Origin of the sequence: Pseudomonas umsongensis (assembly GCF_012647205.1) — a bacterium.
Taxonomy (GTDB): domain Bacteria; phylum Pseudomonadota; class Gammaproteobacteria; order Pseudomonadales; family Pseudomonadaceae; genus Aquipseudomonas; species Aquipseudomonas umsongensis.
The window spans coordinates 2,823,487-2,849,327 of record NZ_CP051487.1 but is presented as its reverse complement, the minus strand read 5'-3'; the positions used below and the strand labels follow the sequence as shown (position 1 = coordinate 2,849,327).

The following is a 25,841-nucleotide window of genomic DNA, read 5'->3' as shown; positions in this document are numbered from 1 at the left end:
GCACAACAAGTGGTCTTATCAATTAACTGATAATGGATCTATCGAGAGTTCCTGGCTGGCGCGATAAAGGCTGCGCCGCAAGACCCGGTGTCTGAACCAGGAACGACTCGAATGAACAATAAGATCCAGGAACGATTCAACGCTTTGCTTTGCCACAACGTGGTCGAGGAAGACACGGCGCCCGTGCTGACTGACGCACTGGCCCGGCAATTGCTCGAACGACTGGCGCAACTGCGCCTGTTTGCCCACGCCTATCCGCTGCTGACCAACCTCACCCAGGGTCGCGTCACCCCCGTCGACCTGCTCGATTTCGCCTATCGCCACGAGTTGCAAGGCCTGAGCCTGCACTTGCTCGACGGCGAAGCCAACAGCCTGAGCCAGATGACGCCCGCGCAACTGCAGGTGTTTGCCGACAAGGCCCGCGCCCTGGGACTGGACGTGCATCTGGAAATCAGCAGCACACAGAAGAAAGATGTCGACCAGGTGATCGCCATCGCCCGCGCCCTGGGCGTACGCAACATCCGCGTCTACTCGCGCTACGAGGGAACGCTGTCGCGGGTCATGGACCTGATCGAAACCGATCTGCGCTACTTGGCGCAGCAGGCGGATGAGCACGACCTGTACTTCGACTTCGAGCAGCATGAAGAGCTCAAGAGCAACGAGATCGCGCAACTGCTCAAGCGCCTCGACCACCCTCGCCTGCATGCCCTTTTCGACTTCGGCAACATGATCAATGCCTGCGAACAACCCCTGCAGGCATTGCGCAACCTGGCGCCGCACATCCGCCAGGCGCACCTCAAGGGTGTGCGCATTGTCCCCGAGCAAAACGGCTTCGGCCATTACGGCGTGCTGCAAGGCAGCACCGAAGACGACCTGCCCAGCGCCCGCCTGCTGTTCGAGCTGTTGATGCTGGGCGACACGACCCCGCAGGTGATCGCTTTCATCCTCGAACAGGAAAACCACTACGTGGCGCCGGCGTTCCGCCAGTCCGTCGAGGCGGCCGACCCCTTCATCGCCTATCGAGAAATGAGTGAGACACCGCTGCCCGCGGGCTTCTCGCTGGAGCGAATGCTGGCCGACGAGCACCGCTGGGCGAACAACCAGGTGGCCTATGTACGCGGTGTGCTGGCCGAATTGCGCACCCTGGCCGAGCTGACCCTGGCCTGACCCTGCCCAATAAGACCCAAGCCTGAACCCGACGCTTCGAACCGATTACACCCGGAGAACAATAATGACAACTCAAAACAAGGCCAAATGGCTCAGATTCCTGATACTGATCCTCGGTGGCGGCACCATCTACAAACTGGCCAACCTCAAGGACGCCTTCTATGTGCCCATGCAGCAATTCATGGGCTTGAGCCACACTGAAATCGGCCTGTTGCTGAGCGCCAACGCGATCATCGCCACTGCGCTGTTCGTGGTCGGCGGCCTGCTCGCCGATCGCTACGACACGCGCAAACTGATCCCCCTCGGCCTGATCGGCACCGGTAGCCTTGGGTTGTACCTGGCAACCTTTCCCCCCTTCAACAACCTGTTGATCGTGTTCAGCCTGCTGGCGGTGTGTGCCGACTGCCTCTTCTGGCCCTCGTTGCTCAAGGCCATCCGCAACCTGGGGGATGATCAGGAGCAGGGTCGGCTGTTCGGCCTGCTGGAAGGTGGACGTGGTGTCGTCGATACCCTGGTGGCCTTCTGCGCGCTGGGCGTGTTCGTCGCCATGGGGTCGGGTGAAGCCGGCCTGAAATCGGCGATCCTGTTCTACTCGGTGATCGACATTCTGGCCGGGACCCTGACCTGGTTCCTGCTCAAGAGCGGTGGCACAAAAACGACCGCCAAGCCCGGCAACGGCCTGGCCAACCTGTTCGAAGCCATCAAGGTGCCGGGCATCTGGCTGGTCAGCCTCAACGTGTTCATGGTCTACATCGTCTACTGCGGCCTGACCTACTTCATTCCCTACCTCAAGGAAATGTACGGCCTGCCGGTGGCACTGGTGGGCGCCTACGGCATCATCAACCAGTACTTCCTGAAGATCCTCGGTGGCCCTGCCGGCGGTTTCATCGCCGACAAGCAGTTCAAGAGCACCAGCCGCTACCTGAAGTGGGCGTTCCTCGCGCTGCTGCCGCTGATGGGCATCATCCTGCTGATTCCGAAGAACCCGAGCTTCATCTATGCCGGCATGGCCGCCACCCTGTCCTTCGCGCTGATCGTGTTCTCCATGCGCGGCGTGTTCTGGGCGCCGATGGGTGAAGTCGGCATCCCGCAACACATCACCGGCTCGGCCTTCGGCATCGGCTGCCTGATTGGCTATGCACCGGGCATGTTCGCCTACGTGATCTACGGCGCGATCCTCGACCACTTCCCTGGCGAGCAAGGCTATACCTATGTATTCAGCCTGATGAGCGGGTTGGCGATCATTGGCTTCATGGTGTCCAGCCTGCTGTATCAATCGGTGCGCAGGAAGTCCATGGTCAGTGGTGAGGTAAGCGCAGCGCAGGCTTGATCCGACGCTGTGTATCACTGTGTATCTGGACAACGGCGGGATACAGGTGCTTGCACCGGTCCCGCTCTTCGACACAGGCCAGATACGTCATCGTGCTCAAATGCAGGCAGGGTTTGAAGGGGATCGGCTGGGTCCCCTGGCCAGCGGTTTGCAAGGGAGAGATCACGATGAAAATGGCACAGCAGAACGACAACACCGGTAAACCCCGCCGCAGTCTGATCAGCGCTTCGATCCTCGCGCTGAGTCTGTTCGGCGTCCTGGGAGCCGCTCACGGACAAACCTCCGCTACCCTACAGCCTGCTGCGACAGCGGCTGGCGTCACGCAGGCGGCAGATTTGCCATTTGGCCCGCTCAAGCATGTCAACGCCGGCCTGCTCAACGTGGCGTACGCCGAAACGGGCCCGGCCGATGGCCCGGTGGTGATTCTGCTGCACGGTTGGCCGTACGACATACACAGCTATGACGCAGTCGCGCCCTTGTTGGCGGCCAAGGGTTATCGCGTGTTGATGCCCTATGCCCGCGGCTACGGGGACACGCATTTTCTCTCCGAAAAAACCCTGCGCAACGGCCAGCCGGCCGCCCTGGCCAGCGACGTCATCGACTTCATGGACGCGCTGAAAATCAAGCAAGCCGTGCTCGGTGGCTATGATTGGGGCGCACGCTCGGCCGACATCGTTTCGGCGCTGTGGCCAGAACGGGTCAAGGCACTGGTCTCGGTCAGTGGGTACCTGATCGGCAACCAGGCCGCCGGCAAGAACCCGCTGCCACCCAAGGCCGAGCTGCAGTGGTGGTACCAGTTCTACTTCGCCACCGACCGCGGCCGCGCCGGGTACGAGAAAAACACCCATGACTTCGCCAAGCTGATCTGGCAAACGGCCTCGCCAAAATGGGCCTTCGATGACGCCACCTTCGACCGCAGCGCCAAGGCGCTGGAAAACCCCGACCATGTCGACATCACCGTGTTCAACTACCGCTGGCGCCTAGGCCTGGTCCAGGGCGAGAGCCGCTACGAAGCGCTGGAACAGAAACTGGCCACCGCACCTTCCATCAGCGTGCCGACCATCACCCTGGAAGGCGACGCCAACGGCGCACCGCACCCCGCCCCCGAGGATTACGCCAAGCGCTTTACCGGCAAGTACGAATTCCGCCTGATCAGCGGCGGCATCGGCCACAACTTGCCACAGGAAGATCCGCAGGCGTTCGCCAAGGCGGTGATTGATGCGGATCATCTTTGAGGCCCCTGCGATAGGGGGCTGACAGCCGAGCTGGATTTTGTAGACCGAGTACATATCCATTCCTGCGGTAACGGCCACCTAGGGTTTCGCTCTTACAGCGAGTCACTTGGAAAAGCCCCAAGTAACCAAGGGCTCTTGCCCCTGGCGTTCGGTGCCTCGCTAAGGCTCGGCATACCCTCGCTCCGGCCCTGCTCCGTGGGCCCGCCGCGATGGGCCATCCTTGGCCCAGCGCGGCTAAACCGGCATCCATGCCGGTTTACCCACTGCGCAGAACCTCCACTCGGCCTCTCGAGGGGGCAAGAACATCAAAAGCCAGATCAAGATCAACAACCAAAACGAGGCGGCCTTAAAGCCGACCTGATTGCAGGTCTGCCAGCGATCCCATTGTGGGAGCCAGCCTGCTGGCGATGGACTACCAGGCAATGCGTTCATCCAGACAGGGCGCGTTATCGTTAACGTCCATCGCCAGCAGGCTGGCTCCCACAGGGGATTGGGGGTATCTGTAAAAAGTCAGGTCGGCTTTAAGGCCGCCTCGCTTTGGCTTTTGATCTGGGTGCCCCGTTAACCACGATGGCCGAACGCAGGCATTGCGCAGTGGGGAAACCGGCAGGACGCCGGTTTAGCCGCGCTGGGCCAGGGACGGCCCATCGCGGCGACCCACGGAGCAATGCCGGAGAGAGGGCATGCCGAGCCCAAGCGAGGCACCGAGTGGTGGGGCAAAGCCTTTTGGTTCCTTTTTGGCGTTTGAAAAAGGGACTCGCCGTAAGGGCGAAACCATAGGCGGCCGTTACCGCAGCAATGGATATGTACTCAGTCACCAACATCCTGGTCGGCTGTCAGGCCGCCATCACAAGTGCACTGACAATCAAAAACCAGTGCACTTTGCGCCAAGCCAGCCCCTGGTTCGAGCGCGTAGTTTTGTGTCGTGGGTTAGACGTTCGTCCTGACCTCCACCTGAATAACAACAAGATTTCTGGTGACCCATGAGCACAGTAGATCCGATCACCCTGGCAGTCGTGCGTGGCGCGCTCGAAACCGCGCAACGGGAAATGACCATCACCCTTGAGAAAACCGGTCGTTCAAGCGTTTTCAACCTGGCCCACGATTACTCCAACGCACTCTTCGATCACCTTCCGGAAATGATCCTGCAAGGCCAGGACATCCCGATTCACCTCGGATCGCTGATTCCGGCGATGAAATGCGTGGCCGGTTTCTTCGGCGATGACGTCCAGGAAGGCGATGTGATTTATCACAATGACCCCGCTTACATGGGCAGCCATATTCTCGACTGCTGCATGTACAAACCGGTGTTCTACCAAGGCGAGCTGGTGTTCTGGGCGGTGTGCAAAGGTCACCTGACCGACATCGGCGGACCGGTGCCTGCCGGCTACAACCCGGATGCCAGGGAAATCTACGCCGAAGGCTTGCGGATCCCGCCGGTCAAGCTCTGGTCCCAAGGCAAGCGCCGTGAAGACGTGATCAACCTGCTGCTGACCAACATGCGCGCCCGGGCCTATCAGGAAGGCGATCTCAACGCCCAGTACGGCGCCTGCAATGTGGGTGAACGGCATTTGCTGGAACTGCTCGATCGTTATGGCGTGGCGCAGGTGCGTGCGTGTATCGCCGAATTGAAAGACATGGCGGACCGGCACATGCGGGCCTTGCTGCGAGAAGTACCGGATGGCCTCTACAGCGGCACTGCCGTGCTGGAAGACTCGGGCCATGGGCTGGGTGAACTGTCGATCACCGCGCAAGTGGAAATTCGCGGCGACGAGGCGCACATCCTGATCAAAAGTCCGCCGCAGGTGCCGTACTTCATCAACTCCTACGCCGGCAACTCGGTGTCCGGGGTGTACCTGGGGCTGATGATGTTCGCCCAGGTACCGCCACCGTACAACGAAGGGCTGTACCGCTGCGTGACGGTCGACCTCGGCCCGCCGGGCACCTTGTGCAACGCCCAGGAACCGGCGCCCCACGTCAACAGCACCACCACACCGATGGAAACCCTGGCCGACGCGGTGCGCCAGGCCCTGGAACAAGCGGCCCCCGATCGGGTCACGGCCTCCTGGGGCCACGCCAGCGGGATCAACATTGCCGGCCATGATCCGCGCAATGGCAACGACGAGTACGTGACCATGGTGCTCGCCTCGATCATTTCCGGTGCCGGTGCGAACAAGGCCATGGACGGTTGGCCGGCGTGCGGTCCGTTGTGCTGTTTCGGCGCGTTGATGTCCGGTGATATCGAGTTGCTGGAGTACGCCTACCCGATCCTCATCCATCGCTACAGCCTGATGACTGACAGCGGTGGTGCCGGCGAATTTCGCGGTGGTTCTGGCACGCGAATCGAAATCGAACCGCTGGATCACGCGATGACCGTGGTCGGTTTTGGCGAGGGTCGACAACTGCCGACGTCTGGTGCCGCGGACGCGAACAACGTCCTGCTCGAACCGAAGCTGGGCCGATTGATTCACCGCAAGAACGACGGTGAGGAGCAGTCCTTTATCTACAACGCGCAGCTCATCGCGCAACCGGGCGAACGGGTGATCAACATCAACCCTGGCGGCGGTGGCTATGGCGATCCCCTGCGGCGCCCGGTTGCCAGCGTGGCCGACGACGTACGCAACGGCCTGGTGTCCCGCGAAGGCGCCCGCCTGGAATACGGCGTGGTGATCGACGGCAACGGCCAGGTCGATGACGCCGCGACTCGTGCGTGCCGCGCCACGCATTGATCGCCCCCCTTTGAGCTATCTGGAACCCCTGATCATGAGCAAGCAACAATATCGCCTGGGCATCGACGCCGGCGGCACCTTCACCGATTTCATCCTGGCCGATCGCAGCGGCAACGTGCAGTTGTTCAAGGCACCGTCGACGCCCCAGGACGGCACGATCGCCATCCGCAACGGGCTGGCGCAAATCGCTGACGCCATCGGCCGCACCCCCGCCGAAATCATTGGCGACTGTGACCTGTGCATCAACGGCACCACCGTGGCCCTCAACGCGTTGATCGAGAAAACCGGGGTCAAGGTTGGCCTGCTGTGCACCGAAGGGCATGAGGACAGCCTGGAAATCCGCCTGGGCCACAAGGAAGACGGCCATCGCTACGATGCCAGCTACCCGCCGGCCTACATGCTGGTGCCGCGTCATCTGCGGCGCCCCATCGGCGGCAGGATCCTCAGTGACGGCAGCGAATACGCCGCCCTCGACGAAAACGCGATTGCTGAAGCAATCGAGTATTTCCGCGAACAGGACGTCAAGGCCGTGGCCATCTCGTTCGTCTGGTCGGTGCGCAATCCGAGCCACGAACAACGCGCCGCCGAGAGGGTGCGCGCGGCATTGCCGGGTGTATTCGTCTGCACCGGCAACGAAGTGTTCCCGCAGATCCGCGAATACACCCGCACCTCGACCACCGTGGTCAACGCGTACCTGAGCCCGGTCATGGGCCGCTACATCGAACGCATCGACGCCTTGTTCGAAGAGCTCGGCGCGCAGCAGCCCACGCGCTACTTTCAATCCAACGGTGGCCTGGCACCCGGTGTGGTGATGCGCGAACGCGCGGTGAATGCGATCAACTCAGGGCCCGCGTCCGCGCCGCAAGCCGGGTTGTGCGTGGCGCAGCCATTCGGCATAGACAACGTGATCACGGTGGACATGGGCGGCACTTCGTTCGACATCACCTTGAGCAAGTCAGGACGCACCAACTTCAGCAAGGACACTGACTTCCTGCGCTATCGCATCGGCGTGCCGATGATCCAGGTGGAAACCCTCGGCGCCGGAGGCGGCTCGATCGCCTATCTCGACGATTTCGGCATGCTCCAGGTCGGCCCGCGCAGCGCCGGCGCCAACCCGGGACCGGTGTGCTACGGCAAGGGCGGCACCGAGCCGACCGTGACCGACGCCAACCTGGCCCTGGGTTACCTGGCCGACGGCGCGCTGTTGGGCGGCAGCATCCGGCTCAATCGCCAGGCCGCCATAGAGGCGATCCGGAGCAAAATCGCCGAACCCTTGGGCATCAGCTTCGAACGCGCGGCGATCGGCATCATCACCTTGGTCAACCTGAACATGGTCAGTGGCATTCGCCGGGTGTCGGTCGAACGCGGCTATGACCCACGGGACTTTGCCCTGATCGGCGCGGGCGGTGCGGCGGGCATGCACGTCATGCGCCTGGCCGAAGAAATCGGCAGCAAGGTGGTGCTGATTCCGAAAGTGGCTTCCGGGCTGTGCGCCTACGGGCAGATTCTTTCCGATATCCGCTACGACCAATTGACCACGCTGCCGATGCGCCTCGACGACGAACTGGTCGACCTGCCGTTGCTCAACCAGACCTTGCGTGACCTGCGCGAGCGCGGGATGAAAAACCTGCGCGACGATGGCTTTGGCGCTGGTAATAACGTCCAGTGCCTCTACAACCTGGAGATCCGCTACCTCGGTCAGATTCACGAGTGCAGCGTCGAGCTGACCTGCGATCAGCTGGATCAGTCGGGCCTGGTTGCGTTGCGTGAGGCGTTCCATACCCGGCACAAGGCGCTGTTCTCCTACAGCGAAACCGAGAGCCCGGTAGAACTGGTGAACCTCGAGTGCTCGGTAATTGCGCGCCTGCAACGTCCGCCCATGCCGGAACTACCGCCGGCTATCGATGATGTCGCGCCTAAGGCCACCGATCATCGGTCGATGTTGTTCAGCGCCCAGTCGTCCTGGCAGCAAACGCCGGTGTACAACGGTGACCGCTTGCAATCGGGGCAAACGGTAAAAGGCCCCTGCGTGATCGAAGAGGCGACCACCAACATCGTTGTCCCTCCTGGCTGGCAGGCCACGCTCGCGCCATCGGCCACCTACCGGCTGACACCCGGTGATTGACCGCCCGTAGACATTGGCAAATGATGGCAACCCAACGGTGCCGACGGCTTTTTTTGCGTCGGCACCGTCCTCATAATAAAAAAGATACGAGGGCAGCCATGGCCTACAAACTCTCCACACGCTCCTGGCCAGACAGTCAACGCCAGCCGCTCTGGGCCCAGGCCATTGGCAGTGCCTACTTTCCGCTGTCCCTGGAATTCGCACCTGACCGCCCTTTCAGCGGCAGCCTGCAGATCTGGGAAACCGGCAGCACCGCGCTAACCCTTTCTCGCTTGCGCTCCAGCCAACTGGGCTATTCGCGCAGCAAAGCCCAGGTCAGCGAAGACCACGAAGCCTGCTACCTCGTCACCGTACCGCGGCGCAGCGAAGTGCATTTCGAACAGGACGGCCGCGCCTTGCATTGCCAACCGGGTGGTTTCATCTTCGAACGGGGCGACGCGCCCTACCGCTTTCACTATGCCAGCGACAACGATCTGTGGGTGTTCAAGCTCCCCGAACGCGCGCTGCATGGCCAATTGCGCGGAGCCGAACGCTACACGCGCCTGTGCTTCGACGCCAGGCGCGCACTCGGGCGGGTCTTTGTCGACCAACTGGCGATGTGCGCCGCACGTTTCGACGAGTGCGACGAGGCCGCCCGGCATATGCTGCTGGAGCAGGCCCTTTCGACGTTGTTGATGGCATTGCGTGATGATGAGCGGGTGCTGAGCAGCGAAAGCTCGAACCTGGCCGCCCTGCATTTGCAACGCATAGAGCAATACGTCGACCAGCAACTGGGCAACCCGGACCTGGCGCCGCCAATGATCGCAGAGGCCTGTGGGCTGTCCGTACGCTATGTGCATAAACTCTTCAGCACCACGCCCTACAGCCTCGGGGAATGGATTCGCCTGCGCCGCCTTGAGGCGGTCAACAGAGGCCTGCGCGACCCCAACTGCCACCTGTCGATCGGCGAGCTGGCCATGCGCTGGGGCTTCAGCGACCAGGCGCAATTTACCCGAAGCTTTCGCCAGCACTTTGGGTGTACGGCCAGGGAAGTGCGCAGTGGGTTTCGGTTGGCTGCGTCTTCGAATATTGGTGTCTGAGGCAGGTTTCAGCTCTGACAGCCGAGCCGTTCCCTTGGTGTACATATCCATTCCTGCGGTAACGACCACTCAGGGTTCCGCTTTAACTGTAGGAGCCAGGCTTGCCGGCGAAGGCGTCCTGGCAGGCGATAATTGTCTTTCAGGCGTACATATCCATTGCTGCGGTAACGACCACTTGGGGTTTCGCCCTTACGGCGAGTCACTTGGAAAAACGGAACGCCGCCCGGCCCCAAGTAACCAAGGGCTCTTGCCCCTGGCGTTCGGTGCCTCGCTAAGGCTCGGCATACCCTCGCTCCGGTCCTGCTCCGTGGGCCCGCCGCGATGGGCCATCCTTGGCCCAGCGCGGCTAAACCGGCATCCTTGCCGGTTTACCCACTGCGCAGAACCTCCACTCGGCCTCTCGATGGGGCAAGAAAATCAAAAGCCAGATCACAATCAAAAGCGAGGCGGCCGACCGGCCGGCCTGACCGGAAGCCATACGCATACCCTCTGTAGGAGCGAGCATGCTCGCGATGAACCTGAGAGCACCGCGGGCTACCAGGTGCCCCGCGTCATCGTTGACGACCATCGCGACGGTGCGACGATTCGACATGCTCGCTCCTACAGGGGATCCAGGTACACCCGTCAAAGTCAGGTCGGCTTTAAGGCCGCCTCGCTTTGCTTTTGATCGCGGGCGCCCCGTTAACCACGCTGGCCGAACGCAGGCATTGCGTAGTGGGGAAACCGGCAGGACGCCGGTTTAGCCGCGCTGGGCCATGGATGGCCCATCGCGGCGACCCACGGAGCAATGCCGGAGAGAGGGCATGCCGAGCCCCAGCGAGGCACCGAGTGGTGGGGCAAAGCCTTTTGCTTCCTTTTTGGCGTTTGAAAAAGGGAGTCGCTGTAAAAGCGAAACCATAAGTGGCCGTTATCGCAGCAATGGATATGTACTCCGACAACCCATTTCACACAGGGCTTCCTGTGACGCTTCGCATCACCGTTGCGCACGGCTCAATTAATGCGTCGTCAGCGGAACGCGGAGCGTCCCTGGCGGCATTCCCACGCAGAGCGTGGGAACGATCAATCGTCAGCAGGCTCGCTCCCACAGGGGATCCAGGTGCACCCGTCAAAGTCAGGTCGGCTTTAAGGCCGCCTCGCTTTGCTGTTGATCGCGGGCGCCCCGTTAACCACGATGGCCGAACGCAGGCATTGCGTAGTGGGGAAACCGGCAGGACGCCGGTTTAGCCGCGCTGGGCCAGGGACGGCCCATCGCGGCGACCCACGGAGCAATGCCGGAGAGAGGGCATGCCGAGCCCCAGCGAGGCACCGAGTGGTGGGGCACAGCCTTTTGCTTCCTTTTTGGCGTTTGAAAAAGGGAGTCGCTGTAAAAGCGAAACCATAAGTGGCCGTTATCGCAGCAATGGATATGTACTCCGACAACCCATTTCACACAGGGCTTCCTGTGACGCTTCGCATCACCGTTGCGCACGGCTCAATTAATGCGTCGTCAGCGGAACGCGGAGCGTCCCTGGCGGCATTCCTTTGCTGCGCGTGGGAACGATCAATCGTCAGCAGGCTCGCTCCCACAGGGGATCCAGGTGCACCCGTCAAAGTCAGGTCGGCTTTAAGGCCGCCTCGCTTTGCTGTTGATCGCGGGCGCCCCATTAACCACGATGGCCGAACGCAGGCATTGCGCAGTGGGTAAACCGGCAGGACGCCGGTTTAGCCGCGCTGGGCCAGGGATGGCCCATCGCGGCGACCCACGGAGCAATGCCGGAGTGAGGGCATGCCGAGCCTAAGCGAGGCACCAAGTGGTGGGGCAAAGCCTTTTGCTTCCTTTTTGGTGTTTGAAAAAGGGAGTCGCTGTAAAAGCGAAACCATAGGAGGCCGTTATCGCAGCAATGGATATGTACTCCCTGACAGCCGACCGGATTGCTGGTCTGTCCGCAGTCAACCAAACACAGGTCGGCTGTCAGGCCGCCTTCACGGGTAAGCCTCGCTCCTACAGTTTTCATCACCATCCGACCAGAAACTCCTTTCAGGGTATTGCGCATCCAGTATTATGGTATACCATCATACGCACAGACACTTTTTCACCCTGATACGGAGCAGCTCATGAGTTTCGAAATCCGCAAGATCGTCAGCTATGTCGAAGAAACCTTCATTGAAGGCGGCAAGGCCACCGACAAGCCCGTGACCATGGTCGGGCTGGCCGTGGTGATGAAGAACCCTTGGGTGGGCAACGGCTTCGTTGAAGACCTCAAGCCGCAGATCCGCGCCAACTGCTCCGACCTCGGCGCGCTGATGGTCGAGCGCTTGGTGGGCATCATCGGCGGTGCCGAGAAAATCGAAGCGTACGGCAAGGCCGCCGTGGTCGGCGCCGACGGTGAAATCGAACACGCCTCCGCAGTGATCCACACCCTGCGTTTCGGCAACCACTACCGCGAAGCGGTGAAAGCCAAGAGCTACCTGAGCTTCACCAACAAGCGCGGCGGCCCGGGCACCTCCATCCAGATCCCGATGATGCACAAGGACGACGAAGGCCTGCGTTCGCACTACATCACCCTGGAAATGCAGATCGAAGACGCGCCGCGTGCCGACGAAATCGTCGTGGTCCTGGGTTGCGCCGATGGCGGCCGCCTGCACCCACGCATCGGCAATCGCTACATCGACCTGGAAGAACTGGCCGCCGAAAAAGCCCAGTAAGCCGGTCGGTCACTACAACAAAAAGGTATGCAGGAGCGCTCCATGATTCGGCTCACCGCTGAACGCACCCCGGCTGGCACCAGTTACCTGGCGACCGGCCAAGGCCAGCCCGTGGTCTTGATCCACGGCGTGGGCCTGAACAAAGAAATGTGGGGCGGCCAGATCGTTGGCCTGGCCACCCAATACCGCGTGATCGCCTACGACATGCTCGGTCATGGCGCCAGCCCGCGTCCGGAAAGCGGCACGCCGCTGCTCGGTTACGCCGACCAGTTGCTGGAGCTGCTCGATCATTTGCAATTGCCCAAGGCGGCAGTGATCGGTTTCTCCATGGGCGGCCTGGTGGCGCGGGCTTTTGCCCTGCATTACCCGCAGCGCCTGCAGAGCCTTGTGGTGCTCAACAGTGTGTTCAATCGCACCGCCGAGCAACGCGCCGGTGTCATCGCCCGCACAGCCCAGGCGGCCGAACACGGGCCGGATGCCAACGCCGAAGCCGCACTGTCGCGCTGGTTCAGCCGCGAATACCAGGCAGCCAATCCGGCGCAGATCGCCGCTTTGCGCCAGACGCTCGCGCAGAATGATCCGCAGGGCTACCTGACTACTTATGAATTGTTCGCCACCCAGGACATGTACCGCGCCGATGACCTGGCCAGCATCCAGGTGCCGACGCTGGTCGCTACCGGCGAACTCGATCCGGGGTCGACCCCGGAAATGGCCGAGCAACTGGCCGGGCGCATTCCCGGCGCCAAGGTTGCCGTACTCGGCGAGCAGCGGCATATGATGCCCGTAGAATCGCCGCGCCTGGTCAACCAGCTGTTGCTGGAGTTCCTCGACACGGCGCACGCCCGACCAAACCAGATTAAGGGGATCGTTGCATGACTCTCTCACGCTTCCAGATGTGCATCGGCGGTGAATGGGTCGATGCCCTGTCCGGCAAGACTTTTGAAAGCCTCAATCCAGCCCTGGCCGAACCTTGGGCCGAATTGCCCGATGCCGACGAAGCCGACGTCGAGCGCGCCGTACAGGCGGCGCAGAGCGCCTTCGACAGCCCGGCCTGGCGCGGTCTGACCGCCACCGCACGCGGCAAGTTGCTGCGGCGCCTGGGCGACCTGATCGCGGAAAACAAGGAACAACTGGCGCAGCTGGAAAGCCGCGACAACGGCAAGCTGATCCGCGAGACCCGCGGCCAGGTCGGCTATTTGCCGGAGTTCTTCCACTACACCGCAGGCCTGGCCGACAAACTCGAAGGCGGCACCCTGCCCCTCGACAAGCCGGACCTGTTTGCCTACACCGTGCACGAAGCCATGGGCGTGGTCGCCGCGATCATTCCGTGGAACAGTCCGCTGTACCTGACCGCGATCAAACTGGCGCCGGCCCTCGCGGCAGGCAATACCATCGTGATCAAGCCGTCCGAACACGCCTCGGCGACCATTCTGGAACTGGCGCGCCTGGCGCTGGAAGCCGGGATTCCACCGGGAGTGGTCAATGTCGTCACCGGTTACGGCCCGAGCACCGGCGCCGCCCTGACCCGCCATCCGCTGGTACGCAAGATCGCCTTCACCGGCGGCGCGGCCACGGCCCGGCATGTGGTGCGCAGCAGTGCCGAGAACTTCGCGAAATTGTCCCTGGAACTGGGCGGCAAATCGCCGAACATCATTTTCGCCGACGCCGACCTCGACAGCGCGATCAACGGCGCCATCGCCGGGATCTATGCCGCGTCCGGGCAAAGCTGTGTGTCGGGTTCGCGTCTGTTGGTGCAGGACGAAATCTACGACGAATTCGTCGCTCGCCTGGTGGAACGCGCCCAGCGCATCCGCATCGGCAACCCGCAGGAAGACAGCAGTGAAATGGGCCCGATGGCCACTGCCCAGCAACTGGCCGTGGTGGAAGGCCTGGTGGCGGATGCCATTGCCGAAGGTGCGCGTTTGCGCCTCGGTGGCAAGCGTGTGCAGAACCTGGGCGAAGGCTGGTTCTATGAGCCGACCCTGTTCGAATGCGACCGCAACTCGATGAGGATCATGCAGGAAGAAGTCTTTGGTCCGGTGGCCTCGGTCATCCGTTTCAAGGACGAAGCCGAAGCCCTGGCTATTGCCAACGACTCGCAGTTCGGACTCGCCGCCGGCATCTGGACCCGCGACCTGGGCCGTGCCCATCGCCTGGCCCGGGACGTGCGTTCGGGGATCATCTGGGTCAATACCTACCGCGCCGTGTCGGCCATGGCGCCGATCGGCGGCTTCAAGAACAGTGGCTATGGACGCGAAAGCGGCATCGATTCCGTGCTGGCCTACACCGAGCTGAAAACGGTGTGGATCAATCTTTCCCAGGCACCGATGCCTGATCCGTTTGTGATGCGCTAGGAGTCCTGAGAAATGATCGAACCCGGCATTTACAAAGACGTCATGAGCTCGTTCCCTTCCGGGGTCACGGTGGTCACCACCCTGGACCCGGACGGCGGCATCGTCGGCATCACCGCCAGCGCCTTCAGTGCGCTGTCGATCGATCCGGCACTGGTGCTGTTCTGCCCCAACTACGCCTCTGACACGTACCCGATCCTGCGCGACAGCAAGCAATTCGCAATTCATTTGCTGTCCGCCGACCAGACCACCGAAGCCTATGCGTTCGCCGGCAAGGGCAAGGATAAGGCCAATGGCATCGAGTGGCACCTGAGCGAACTGGGCAACCCGTTGCTGCGCAAAGCCACGGCGATCATCGAGTGCGAACTGTGGCGTGAATACGATGGCGGCGACCACGCCATCATCGTCGGCGCGGTAAAGAACCTGATCCTGCCCGAGCAACCGGTGACGCCGATGATCTACCACAAAGGCAAGCTGGGCCCCCTGCCCGCCCTGGCCTGATGGCTCTACACAATGCCCTGTGGGAGCGGGCTTGCTCGCGAAGGCCGAGTGTCAGTTGACATCAATATTGACTGACCCACCGCTTTCGCGAGCAAGCCCGCTCCCACAGGGGCCCGCGTAGGTCTTTTATGTTTCTCCAGGAGCCGGCATGAGCCCAGCAGCCTCGCAACTGTTCCGCCAGCAGGCCTACATCGATGGCCAGTGGCTGGATGCGCCCGATGGGGCGCGACAGGACATTTTCAATCCCGCCACCGGCGAACTCATCGGTAGCGTGCCGAACCTTGGCGCCGAGCACGCCCGCCAAGCCATCGTTGCCGCCAACAACGCCTGGCCGGCCTGGCGCGCCCTGACCGCCAAGGAGCGCAGCAACACCCTCAAGCGCTGGCACGCGCTGATGCTGGAAAACGCCGAAGCCCTTGCTGAAATCCTGACCCTAGAACAAGGCAAACCGTTGGCCGAAGCCAAGGGTGAAATCCTCTACGCCGCCAGTTTCATCGAATGGTTCGCCGAAGAAGCCAAACGCATCTACGGCGACACGATTCCCAGCCACAAGGGCGATGCGCGCATCGTCGTCAGCAAGGAACCGATCGGTGTCGTCGCGGCCATCACGCCGTGGAACTTCCCCGCAGCGATGATCACCCGCAAGGCCGGCCCGGCGCTGGCCGCCGGTTGTCCGTGCATCGTCAAGCCGGCACCGGAGACGCCATTCTCGGCGCTGGCCATGGCGGCGCTGGCCGAACAGGCCGGTATTCCTGCCGGTATTTTCAACGTGATCACCGGCAATGCCATCGCCATCGGCGCTGAGCTGACGGCAAGCCCGTTGGTGCGCAAACTATCGTTCACCGGCTCCACGGCGATTGGCAAGTTGCTGATGGCGCAGTGCGCGCCGACGCTGAAGAAAGTGTCGCTGGAACTGGGCGGCAACGCACCGTTCATTGTCTTCGACGATGCCGACCTTGAGCGTGCGGTAGAAGGCGCGCTGATTGCCAAGTTTCGCAACGCCGGCCAAACCTGTGTCTGCGTCAATCGCTTCCTGGTGCAGGACGGCATACACGACGCCTTTGTCGCGCGCCTGGCCGAACGGGTGTCGCAGCTCAAGGTGGGCAGCGGTTTCGCTGACGGCGTCACACAGGGTCCGCTGATTAACGAGCGCGCCGTGGCCAAGGTTGAAGACCATGTGCAGGACGCACTGGCGCAAGGTGCCCGGTTGGTTTGCGGCGGCGAACGTCATGCGCTGGGCCACGGCTTTTTCCAGCCTACGGTATTGGCCGGCATCACCACTCAGATGAAAGTTGCCCGGGATGAGACCTTCGGCCCTCTCGCCGCGGTGTTTCGTTTCACCAGCGAGGCGCAGGCCGTGCAGATGGCCAACGACACCGAATTCGGGCTCGCTGCCTACTGCTACACCCGCGACCTGGGCCGCGCCTGGCGCATGAGTGAGGCGCTGGAATACGGCATGGTCGGGATCAACGAAGGACTGATTTCCACCGAAGTCGCGCCGTTTGGCGGGATCAAATCCTCGGGCCTGGGTCGTGAAGGCTCCAAGTACGGCATCGAGGATTATCTGGAACTCAAATACACACTAATGGGCGGGCTCTGAAGTGAGTAACGAAAAGTACGAAAAAGGCTTGAAGATCCGCACCCAGGTGCTGGGCGAAGCCTATGTGAACCGCTCCATCGAAAACGCCGATGACTTCACCCGCCCCCTGCAGGAAATGGTCACCGAGTACTGCTGGGGCCACGTGTGGGGCCGTGAGGGTTTGTCGCTTAAAGAGCGCAGCATGATAAACTTGGCGATGATTTCGGCCCTCAATCGGCCTCACGAACTCAAGCTGCACGTGCGTGGTGCCTTGCGTAACGGGCTGAGTCGTGAACAAATACGCGAAATTCTGCTTCAGGTCGGTATTTATTGCGGTGTCCCCGCGGCCGTGGACAGTTTCCGGCTCGCCCGTGAAGCGTTCGCCGAAGCCGATGCCGAGGCCTCCAGTTAACCCTTGGCTATCTGACTGAACGAGCACTAGGATTATTACGATCAAAGTGCTCTTTTTGCATGGACAGCCACATTCAGAGCGGACCCCATGAAACGCCTGCCACTCGACGACAGCTTCAAGGTCAATCGCAACCCCGTTACCCTGCGCGAAATCGTGCTGGATAAACTGCGAAGCGCCATCATGAACTTCCAGCTTCTGCCGGGAGATCGACTGGTCGAACGCGATCTGTGCGATCGCCTGGGCGTGAGCCGCACTTCGGTGCGCGAAGCGCTGCGTCACCTTGAATCCGAAGGCCTGGTGGAGTTCGCCGATGCCAAGGGCCCTCGGGTAGCGATCATCACCCTGGCCGATGCCGTCGATATCTATGAGCTGCGTTGCGTACTGGAAGGCCTGATCGTTCAACTGTTCACCCTGCGTGCCAAGGCCAAGGACATCAAGGCCCTGGAAAAGGCCCTGGAAGAAAACCGCCAGGCCTTGAAGGAAGGCGAACTGCAACAGGTCATCGACTCCGTGCAAGGTTTCTACGACGTCCTGCTCGAAGGCTCTGGCAACCATGTCGCCGCGACCCAGTTGCGTCAACTGCAGGCGCGCATCAGCTACCTGCGCGCGACTTCGGTGTCCCAGGAAAACCGTCGCGGCGCCAGCAACCAGGAAATGGAACGCATGGTCGAAGCGATCAAGAGCGGCGATCCCCTGGCCGCCCACCAGGCTTGCGTCGACCACGTTCGGGCCGCCGCCACCGTCGCCCTCGATTACCTCAAGCGCAAGCAGGAAGAAACCGGGGCGATCCCCGAGATCACCCAGCCCATCGCCCTCAAAGAACCCCGCATAGGTCGTTGATCATGTTCAGCCCGAGCTATTGTCCAAGGTGCGGCAGCAATGACCTCAAGTCACAGTTGCCACCGGGCGATACGCACGAGCGCCTGATGTGCCGCGGCTGCGGCTACATCCACTACGTCAATCCGAAAATCATTGCCGGCTGCATCATCGAGCAGGACGGCAAGTACTTGCTGTGCCAACGCGCAATCCCTCCGCGCCCCGGCACCTGGACCTTGCCGGCGGGCTTCATGGAAGGTGGTGAGACCACCGAGCAGGCGGCGTTGCGCGAGGTCTGGGAAGAGAGCGGCGTGCGCGCGGAAATCCTCTCGCCCTACTCGATCTTCAGCGTGCCTACAATCTGCGAGGTGTACATCATCTTCCGCGCCATCGCGCTGGAGATCACCGGGCAGTACGGACCGGAAACCCTCGACTACAAATTCTTCGCGCCCGAGGACATTCCCTGGGACAGCATCTACTACCCGGCAATCCGGCAGATTCTCGAACGCTACATCGAGGAGCGGCAGGCCGGGGTCTACGGGATCTACATCGGCAACGACGATAGCGGCAAGATTCACTTCATTCGCTGACAGAACGCGACACAATCACTGTAGGAGCTGCCGCAGGCTGCGATCTTTTGATCTTTGGCGCCCTGAAGGCTGCCCGAAGATCAAGATCAAGATCAAAAGATCGCAGCCTGCGGCAGCTCCTACAGGGTTATGCCGGGGCGATTCCTTCGACAATGATCACCTCAGCCCGCGCCACGCCTTCGCGGTGCCCTTTCGCCTCCTGATACAGATCGGATCGATAGCAGGCCAGCGCCTGTTCGTAGGAATCAAATTCGATCACCACGCTGCGCTGCGGCGTCGACCGACCTTCCATCGCTTCGCTGCGCCCGCCACGCGCCAATATCCGACCACCGTATTGGGCAAACGCCTGGGGTGCCCGCTGGGTGTATTGGCTGTATTGATCGGGGTCGGTGATATCCACGTGAGCAATCCAGTACGCCTTCATAGTGACCTCTCTGCTTGTTTTGTATTATGGTATACCACAATATGTCTCCATCAAACATCGAGAATCCCCAAATGGCCTTCAACAGCATCGAAGAAATCATCGAAGACTACCGCCAAGGCAAGATGGTGCTCCTGGTGGACGACGAGGACCGGGAAAATGAAGGCGACCTGCTGCTGGCCGCCGACCGCTGCAGCGCCGAAGCCATCAGCTTCATGGCCCGTGAAGCGCGCGGCCTGATCTGCCTGACCTTGACCGACGAGCATTGCCAGCGCTTGGGCCTCGAGCAGATGGTGCCCAGCAATGGCAGCGTGTTCAGTACCGCATTCACCGTATCGATCGAAGCGGCTGTTGGCGTGACCACCGGCATCTCCGCCGCCGACCGGGCGCGTACCGTGGCCGCTGCCGTTGCCCATGGCGCGAGTGCCGCCGATATCGTGCAGCCCGGCCACATCTTCCCCCTGCGTGCCCGGGAGGGTGGCGTATTGACCCGCGCCGGCCATACCGAAGCCGGTTGCGACCTGGCGCGCCTGGCCGGTTTTACCCCCGCCTCGGTGATCGTCGAAGTGATGAACGATGACGGCACCATGGCCCGCCGCCCGGACCTGGAAGTGTTCGCGCGAAAACACGGAATCAAGATCGGCACCATCGCCGACCTGATCCACTATCGTTTAAGTACCGAGCACACGGTGGTGCGCATCGGCGAGCGCGAGCTGCCGACGGTGCATGGCACCTTTCGTCTGATCACCTTTGAGGATCGCATCGAAGGCGGTGTCCACATGGCAATGGTCATGGGTGATCTGCGCCGCGAGGAAGCGACGCTGGTGCGCGTGCACGTCATCGACCCGTTGCGCGACCTGGTCGGCGCCGAATACAGCGGCCCTTCGAACTGGACGTTGTGGGCGGCTTTGCAGCGAGTGGCTGAGGAAGGTCGCGGCGTCGTGGTGGTCCTGGCCAACCACGAATCGTCGCAAGCGTTGCTGGAGCGGGTGCCGCAATTGACCCAGGCGCCGCGGCAGTTCAGCCGTTCGCAGTCGCGGATCTATTCGGAAGTCGGCACCGGTGCGCAGATCCTGCAGAACCTCGGCGTGGGCAAGCTGAGGCATCTGGGGCCGCCGCTCAAATATGCAGGTTTGACCGGGTATGACCTGGAAGTGGTGGAAAGCATCCCGTTCACCCAGTGATCCTCGGATTTGTGTAGTCCCCTGTGGGAGCGAGCCTGCTCGCGAAGGCGATGTACCCGGCAACATGTGTGTCAACTGACACGCCCTCTTCGCGAGCAGGCTCGCTCCCACAAGGATTGCGATGTTTGCGCGGTACCGGGTACGCCCCGCAGCTCGAAAAAAATGCATTTTTGGCTGATAGCCGGTAAGGCAAAGTGCTTGCACAAAGTTTGGAATACCATAATATGATATTCCATAGACCGGACGTTTTAGCCAAGCGCACCCGCGAGGGAAAGCACTCACAACAGCCCTTGGCACGGTCGCCTTTCAAGGCCAGATGGACCTACTGCTCCCGATAGGCGGGCATTACCAAGCCCGCTCAAAAACACAACAAATGAGGGCGTGAAAATGGTGTTGAACAAACGTGCATCCGCAGTACTGTTCGCAGGCTTGTTGGCCACGGTCAGTCATGTGGCAACGGCTGCTGAAAGCGTCAACTTCGTCAGCTGGGGCGGTAGCACCCAGGATGCACAGAAGCAGGCTTGGGCCGATCCGTTCAGCAAGGCCAGCGGCATCACCGTGGTCCAGGATGGCCCCACCGACTACGGCAAGCTCAAGGCCATGGTCGAAAGCGGCAACGTGCAGTGGGACGTGGTCGACGTCGAAGCTGACTTCGCCTTGCGCGCGGCCTCCGAAGGCCTGCTCGAACCCCTCGATTTCAAAGTCATCGATCGCGACAAGATCGACCCGCGATTCGTCTCCGATCACGGCGTCGGCTCGTTCTTCTTCTCCTTCGTCCTCGGCTACAACGAAGGCAAGTTGGGTGCCAACAAACCCCAGGACTGGTCCGCGCTGTTCGACACCAAGACCTACCCCGGCAAACGCGCCCTGTATAAATGGCCAAGTCCTGGCGTGCTGGAGCTGGCGCTGCTGGCCGATGGCGTCGCCGCCGACAAGCTCTATCCGCTGGACCTGGACCGCGCCTTCAAGAAGCTCGACACCATCAAGAAAGACATCGTCTGGTGGGGCGGCGGCGCTCAGTCGCAACAGCTGCTGGCCTCCGGTGAAGCGAGCATGGGCCAGTTCTGGAACGGCCGCATTCATGCCCTCCAAGAAGACGGTGCGCCGGTTGGCGTGAGCTGGAAACAGAACCTGGTCATGGCCGACATCCTGGTCATTCCAAAGGGTTCGAAGAACAAGGACGCGGCGATGAAGTTCCTGGCCAATGCCAGCAGTGCCAAAGGCCAGGCCGACTTCTCCAACCTGACCGCCTACGCCCCGGTCAACGTCGACAGCGTGGCGCGCCTGGACTCGACCCTGGCGCCCAACCTGCCGACTGCCTACGCCAAGGATCAAATCACTCTTGATTTCGCGTACTGGGCCAAGAACGGTCCTGCTATCGCGACACGGTGGAACGAATGGCTGGTCAAATGAAAATGACGGTAACCGCGTCCCGTCCATCCACGCCGGTCGGGAGCGCCTCCGGCGCTGCCGGCAAGGCGGCTGCGATGACGCAAACCCCGACCCTGGCGCAACGCTGGCGCGGATCGAGCAACCTGATCCCCGCCCTGCTGTTCCTCGGCCTGTTCTTCCTCGCACCACTGATCGGCTTGCTGCTACGCGGCGTGCTGGAACCGACTCCGGGGCTGGGCAACTACGAGCAGTTGTTCGCCAACTCGGCGTATGCCCGTGTCTTGCTCAACACCTTCTCGGTGGCTGGACTGGTGACGCTGTTCAGCCTGCTATTGGGTTTCCCGCTGGCCTGGGCGATCACGTTGGTGCCCCGTGGCTGGGGTCGCTGGATCCTGAACATCGTGCTGTTGTCGATGTGGACCAGCCTGCTCGCCCGCACCTATTCCTGGCTGGTGTTGCTGCAAGCCTCCGGGGTGATCAACAAGGCGTTGATGGCCATGGGCATCATCGATCAGCCGCTGGAGATGGTGCATAACCTCACCGGCGTGGTGATCGGCATGAGCTACATCATGATCCCGTTCATCGTGCTGCCGCTGCAGGCGACCATGCAGGCCATCGACCCGATGATCCTGCAGGCCGGTTCGATCTGCGGGGCCAGTCCGTGGACCAACTTCTTCCGGGTATTCCTGCCGCTGTGCCGGCCGGGGCTGTTCTCCGGTGGCTTGATGGTGTTCGTGATGTCGCTCGGTTACTACGTCACCCCGGCCCTGCTGGGCGGTGCGCAGAACATGATGCTGCCCGAGTTCATCATCCAGCAGGTGCAGTCGTTCCTCAACTGGGGCCTGGCCAGCGCCGGTGCCGCGTTGCTGATCGTCATCACGCTGGTGCTGTTCTACTTCTACCTGAAGCTTCAGCCGGAATCCCCGGTTGGCGCCAGCAACGCGAGGTAAGCCGTCATGCTCCTGACCCCCAATGCCATGAGCCGCCGGATGCGCCTTGGCCTGTACGCCACCACCGGGCTGATCGGGCTGTTCCTGTTGCTACCGATCGTGTTCATCGTCCTGCTGTCATTCGGCTCATCCCAGTGGCTGGTGTTCCCACCACCGGGCTGGACGCTCAAATGGTACGGCCAGTTCTTCTCCAATGCCGACTGGATGAACGCGGCCATGGCCAGCCTCAAGGTCGCGGTACTGACCACGTTCTTTGCCGTGGCCCTGGGCCTGCCGACCGCTTTCGCCCTGGTACGCGGGCGCTTTCCGGGCCGGGAAATGCTCTACGGCCTGTTTACCCTGCCGATGATCGTGCCGCTGGTGATCATTGCGGTCGCGGTGTACGCGTTGTTCCTGAAACTGGGCTACACCGGAACCATGTTCGCGTTCGTGGTCAGCCACGTCATCGTCGCGTTGCCGTTCACCATCATCTCGATCATCAACTCGCTGAAGCTGTTCGACCAGTCGATCGAGGATGCCGCAGTGATTTGCGGCGCCTCGCGCCTGCAAGCGGTATTCAAGGTGACCTTTCCGGCGATTCGCCCGGGCATGGTGGCCGGCGCCCTCTTCGCCTTCCTTGTCTCGTGGGATGAAGTGGTGCTGAGCGTGATGATGGCAAGCCCGACCCTGCAAACCCTCCCCGTGAAAATGTGGACCACCCTGCGCCAGGACCTGACGCCCGTGATCGCCGTCGCCTCGACGCTGCTGATCGGCCTCTCGGTATTGGTCATGGTGATCGCCGCCGCACTGCGCCGGCGCAATGAAATCAGCGCCTGAGCGCGCAGGAGTACGACATGAGTGCATTGATCAAAGATACCGCGCAGCAAAATGACAAGCCCCTGGTGAGCCTGCGCAATTTGAATAAATACTACGGCGACTTTGCTGCCGTGGACGACATCTCGCTGGACATCAAGGACGGTGAATTCCTGACCTTCCTCGGCTCCAGCGGCTCGGGAAAAAGTACTACGCTGTCGATGCTCGCCGGTTTCGAAACCCCGAGCAGCGGCGAGATCCTGGTCAACGGCCAGTCACTGGTCAATGTGCCGCCGCACAAGCGTGACATCGGTATGGTGTTCCAGCGCTACTCGCTGTTCCCGCACCTGTCGGTGCGCGACAACATTGCCTTCCCGCTGGCCATCCGCAAACTGGCCCCGGCCGAGCGTGATCGCCGGGTCGATGCGATGCTCAAGCTGGTGCAGCTTGAGCAATTCGCCCATCGCCGCCCTTCGCAACTCTCCGGCGGCCAGCAGCAACGGGTCGCCATCGCCCGGGCGCTGGTCTACGAGCCACGCATCCTGCTGATGGATGAACCGCTGGGCGCACTGGACAAGAAACTGCGTGAAGATTTGCAGGACGAACTGCGCCAGCTGCATCGGCGCCTGGGCATCACCATCGTCTACGTGACCCACGACCAGGAAGAAGCCATGCGCCTGTCCCAGCGCATCGCCATCTTCAGCCACGGCAAGATCGTCGGCCTGGGCAGCGGTTACGACCTGTACCAGAATCCGCCGAATGCCTTTGTCGCCTCGTTCCTTGGTAACTCGAACTTCCTCAAGCTCAAGGCCCAGGGCAACGCCGTGGCAACGTTTGAGGGGCAGTCGCTGTCGATCCGCCTGACGGCGGGATTGCAAACCAATCAGGATGTGTTGCTGATGGTACGGCCGGAAAAGGCGCTGGCCTTGAGTATCGAACAAGCCGCTCAAGAGCCGTTGGCCGCCGGTTGGAATGAAGTGACGGCCAAGGTGGTGGAAGTGTTGTTCCTGGGGGAAAGCCAGACGTGCAGCGTGGTGACTTCGGGCGGTACGTCGATGACCGTCAAGGCGCTTTCCGCGGCGGGCATGCCCATGAAGGCGGGGGATCCGGTGCGTGTGCGCTGGGCGACTGCCGATGCCTGTGTTTATACCGAATGGGCTGAGAGTGATTTGAACAAGGCTGCTGGGGCGCACTGATTATTTAAGGCCTATTGCGGTGGGCAGCTAATCAAGAGTCCCCTCGGGCCCTGAGCCTGTTGATTGATCGTTCCCACGCTCTGCGTGGGAATGCCGCCAGGGACGCTCCGCGTTCCGCTGACGACGCATTAGTTGAGCCGTACGCAACGGTGATGCGGGGCGTCACAGGAAGCCCTGTGTGAAATGGGTTGCCTGCGTACATATCCATTGCTGCGGTAACGGCCACTTAGGGTTTCGCTTTTACAGCGACTCCCTTTTCCAAACGCCGAAAAGGAAGCAAAAGGCTTTGCCCCACCACTCGGTGCCTCGCTAGGGCTCGGCATGCCCTCACTCCGGCATTGCTCCGTGGGTCGCCGCGATGGGCCATCCATGGCCCAGCGCGGCTAAACCGGCGTCCTGCCGGTTTACCCACTGCGCAACGCCTGCGTTCGGCCATCGTGGTTAACGGGGCGCCCAGATCAAAAACAAAAGCGAGGCGGCCTTAAAGCCGACCTGACTGTTACGGGTGTTTGATCGTTCCCACGCTCTGCGTGGGAATGCCGCCAGGGACGCTCTGCGTTCCACTGACGACGCGTTAATTGAGCCGTGCGCAACGTTGATGCGAAGCGTCACAGGAAGCCCTGTGTGAAATTGGTTGTCGGAGTACATATCCATTGCTGCGGTAACGGCCTCCTATGGTTTCGCTTTTACAGCGACTCCCTTTTTCAAACGCCAAAAAGGAAGCAAAAGGCTTTGCCCCACCACTCGGTGCCTCGCTTGGGCTCGGCATGCCCTCTCTCCGGCATTGCTCCGTGGGTCGCCGCGAAGGGCCATCCCTGGCCCAGCGCGGCTAAACCGGCGTCCTGCCGGTTTCCCCACTGCGCAACGCCTGCGTTCGGCCATCGTGGTTAACGGGGCGCCCGCGATCAAAAGCAAAGCGAGGCGGCCTGACAGCCGACCTGACTGTTACGGGTGAACCTGGATCCCCATGTAGGAGCGAGCATGCTCCGGGCGGCGTTCCGACGATGGTCGTTAACGATGACGCCGGGCACCTGGTAGCCCGCGGTGCCCTCAGGTTCATCGCGAGCATGCTCGCTCCTACAGGGAGTATGCGTATGGCTTCCGATCAGGCCGGCCGGTCGGCCGCCTTGCTTTTGATTGTGATCTGGCTTTTGATTTTCTTGCCCCCTCGAGAGGCCGAGTGGAGGTTCTGCGCAGTGGGTAAACCGGCATGGATGCCGGTTTAGCCGCGCTGGGCCAAGGATGGCCCATCGCGGCGACCCACGGAGCAGGACCGGAGCGAGGGCATGCCGAGCCTTAGCGAGGCA

Annotated in this window: 20 protein-coding genes; 19 read left to right on the top strand and 1 reads right to left on the bottom strand. The window is 61.7% G+C overall.

The window, feature by feature from the left end:
- Positions 1-111 precede the first annotated feature (111 nt).
- The 14 genes from HGP31_RS13050 to HGP31_RS12985 all read left to right on the top strand — a co-directional run bounded on the left by HGP31_RS13050 (position 112) and on the right by HGP31_RS12985 (position 18,599).
- A complete protein-coding gene (locus tag HGP31_RS13050; protein ID WP_033043381.1) occupies positions 112-1,167 on the top strand; it encodes a sugar phosphate isomerase/epimerase family protein in 1,056 nt (351 codons plus the stop codon).
- A gap of 64 nt (positions 1,168-1,231) precedes the next feature.
- Positions 1,232-2,497: an MFS transporter gene (locus HGP31_RS13045; RefSeq protein ID WP_033043380.1), complete on the top strand. Its 1,266-nt coding sequence runs from the start codon at positions 1,232-1,234 to the stop codon at positions 2,495-2,497.
- Between the two features lie 167 nt (positions 2,498-2,664).
- Complete coding sequence (locus tag HGP31_RS13040) at positions 2,665-3,732, top strand: alpha/beta fold hydrolase (RefSeq protein ID WP_020798549.1); 1,068 nt, start codon at positions 2,665-2,667, stop codon at positions 3,730-3,732.
- Positions 3,733-4,715: 983 nt separating this feature from the next.
- Entirely contained in the window at positions 4,716-6,461 is a 1,746-nt protein-coding gene (gene capB / locus HGP31_RS13035; RefSeq protein ID WP_168757892.1) for a caprolactamase subunit beta, read from the top strand.
- Between the two features lie 34 nt (positions 6,462-6,495).
- Positions 6,496-8,586 carry a caprolactamase subunit alpha gene (capA, locus tag HGP31_RS13030; protein WP_168757891.1) on the top strand — a complete coding sequence of 697 codons (2,091 nt, stop codon included), beginning with the start codon at positions 6,496-6,498 and terminating at the stop codon, positions 8,584-8,586.
- A 98-nt stretch (positions 8,587-8,684) separates the two neighbouring features.
- Positions 8,685-9,665, top strand: coding sequence for an AraC-like ligand-binding domain-containing protein (locus HGP31_RS13025; protein WP_168757890.1), 981 nt, complete (start codon positions 8,685-8,687; stop codon positions 9,663-9,665).
- 2,094 nt (positions 9,666-11,759) lie between these two features.
- Positions 11,760-12,350 (top strand): amino acid synthesis family protein, encoded by a 591-nt coding sequence (locus HGP31_RS13020; RefSeq protein ID WP_003225712.1) that lies wholly within the window; start codon positions 11,760-11,762, stop codon positions 12,348-12,350.
- Between the two features lie 42 nt (positions 12,351-12,392).
- Positions 12,393-13,226, top strand: a complete 834-nt coding sequence (locus HGP31_RS13015) for an alpha/beta fold hydrolase (protein WP_020800931.1) — start codon at positions 12,393-12,395, stop codon at positions 13,224-13,226.
- Complete coding sequence (locus HGP31_RS13010) at positions 13,223-14,704, top strand: aldehyde dehydrogenase (RefSeq protein ID WP_168757889.1); 1,482 nt, start codon at positions 13,223-13,225, stop codon at positions 14,702-14,704. Before HGP31_RS13015 ends, HGP31_RS13010 begins: the two co-directional genes overlap by 4 nt.
- A 12-nt stretch (positions 14,705-14,716) precedes the next feature.
- Positions 14,717-15,202, top strand: coding sequence for a flavin reductase family protein (locus HGP31_RS13005; RefSeq protein WP_168757888.1), 486 nt, complete (start codon positions 14,717-14,719; stop codon positions 15,200-15,202).
- Between the two features lie 148 nt (positions 15,203-15,350).
- The gene (locus tag HGP31_RS13000; protein ID WP_168757887.1) at positions 15,351-16,802 is read left to right on the top strand and encodes an NAD-dependent succinate-semialdehyde dehydrogenase; all 1,452 of its coding nucleotides are present in this window, start codon (positions 15,351-15,353) and stop codon (positions 16,800-16,802) included.
- 1 nt (position 16,803) lies between these two features.
- Positions 16,804-17,193 (top strand): carboxymuconolactone decarboxylase family protein, encoded by a 390-nt coding sequence (locus tag HGP31_RS12995; protein WP_008059553.1) that lies wholly within the window; start codon positions 16,804-16,806, stop codon positions 17,191-17,193.
- An 87-nt stretch (positions 17,194-17,280) separates the two neighbouring features.
- Positions 17,281-18,033 carry a GntR family transcriptional regulator gene (locus HGP31_RS12990; RefSeq protein WP_020800935.1) on the top strand — a complete coding sequence of 251 codons (753 nt, stop codon included), beginning with the start codon at positions 17,281-17,283 and terminating at the stop codon, positions 18,031-18,033.
- Between the two features lie 2 nt (positions 18,034-18,035).
- A complete protein-coding gene (locus HGP31_RS12985; RefSeq protein WP_033043500.1) occupies positions 18,036-18,599 on the top strand; it encodes an NUDIX hydrolase in 564 nt (187 codons plus the stop codon).
- A gap of 127 nt (positions 18,600-18,726) precedes the next feature.
- On the opposite strand, the gene HGP31_RS12980 is transcribed toward HGP31_RS12985, so the two are convergent.
- Positions 18,727-19,023 carry a DUF1330 domain-containing protein gene (locus HGP31_RS12980; RefSeq protein WP_168757886.1) on the bottom strand — a complete coding sequence of 99 codons (297 nt, stop codon included), beginning with the start codon at positions 19,021-19,023 and terminating at the stop codon, positions 18,727-18,729.
- A gap of 71 nt (positions 19,024-19,094) precedes the next feature.
- Here HGP31_RS12980 and ribBA point away from each other — a divergent pair, with 71 nt between their 5' ends.
- From ribBA to HGP31_RS12955, 5 genes are all read left to right on the top strand, one after another.
- Complete coding sequence (gene ribBA / locus HGP31_RS12975; protein WP_020800938.1) at positions 19,095-20,204, top strand: bifunctional 3,4-dihydroxy-2-butanone-4-phosphate synthase/GTP cyclohydrolase II; 1,110 nt, start codon at positions 19,095-19,097, stop codon at positions 20,202-20,204.
- Positions 20,205-20,591: 387 nt separating this feature from the next.
- Positions 20,592-21,617, top strand: a complete 1,026-nt coding sequence (locus tag HGP31_RS12970; RefSeq protein WP_168757885.1) for an ABC transporter substrate-binding protein — start codon at positions 20,592-20,594, stop codon at positions 21,615-21,617.
- A complete protein-coding gene (locus HGP31_RS12965; protein ID WP_042955897.1) occupies positions 21,614-22,546 on the top strand; it encodes an ABC transporter permease in 933 nt (310 codons plus the stop codon). The genes HGP31_RS12970 and HGP31_RS12965 overlap by 4 nt, the downstream gene beginning before the upstream one ends.
- A gap of 6 nt (positions 22,547-22,552) precedes the next feature.
- Positions 22,553-23,362, top strand: coding sequence for an ABC transporter permease (locus tag HGP31_RS12960; RefSeq protein WP_008059566.1), 810 nt, complete (start codon positions 22,553-22,555; stop codon positions 23,360-23,362).
- A gap of 17 nt (positions 23,363-23,379) precedes the next feature.
- On the top strand, positions 23,380-24,534 hold the full coding sequence (locus tag HGP31_RS12955) for an ABC transporter ATP-binding protein (RefSeq protein ID WP_168757884.1): 1,155 nt from the start codon (positions 23,380-23,382) through the stop codon (positions 24,532-24,534).
- The last annotated feature ends 1,307 nt before the right edge of the window (positions 24,535-25,841 follow it).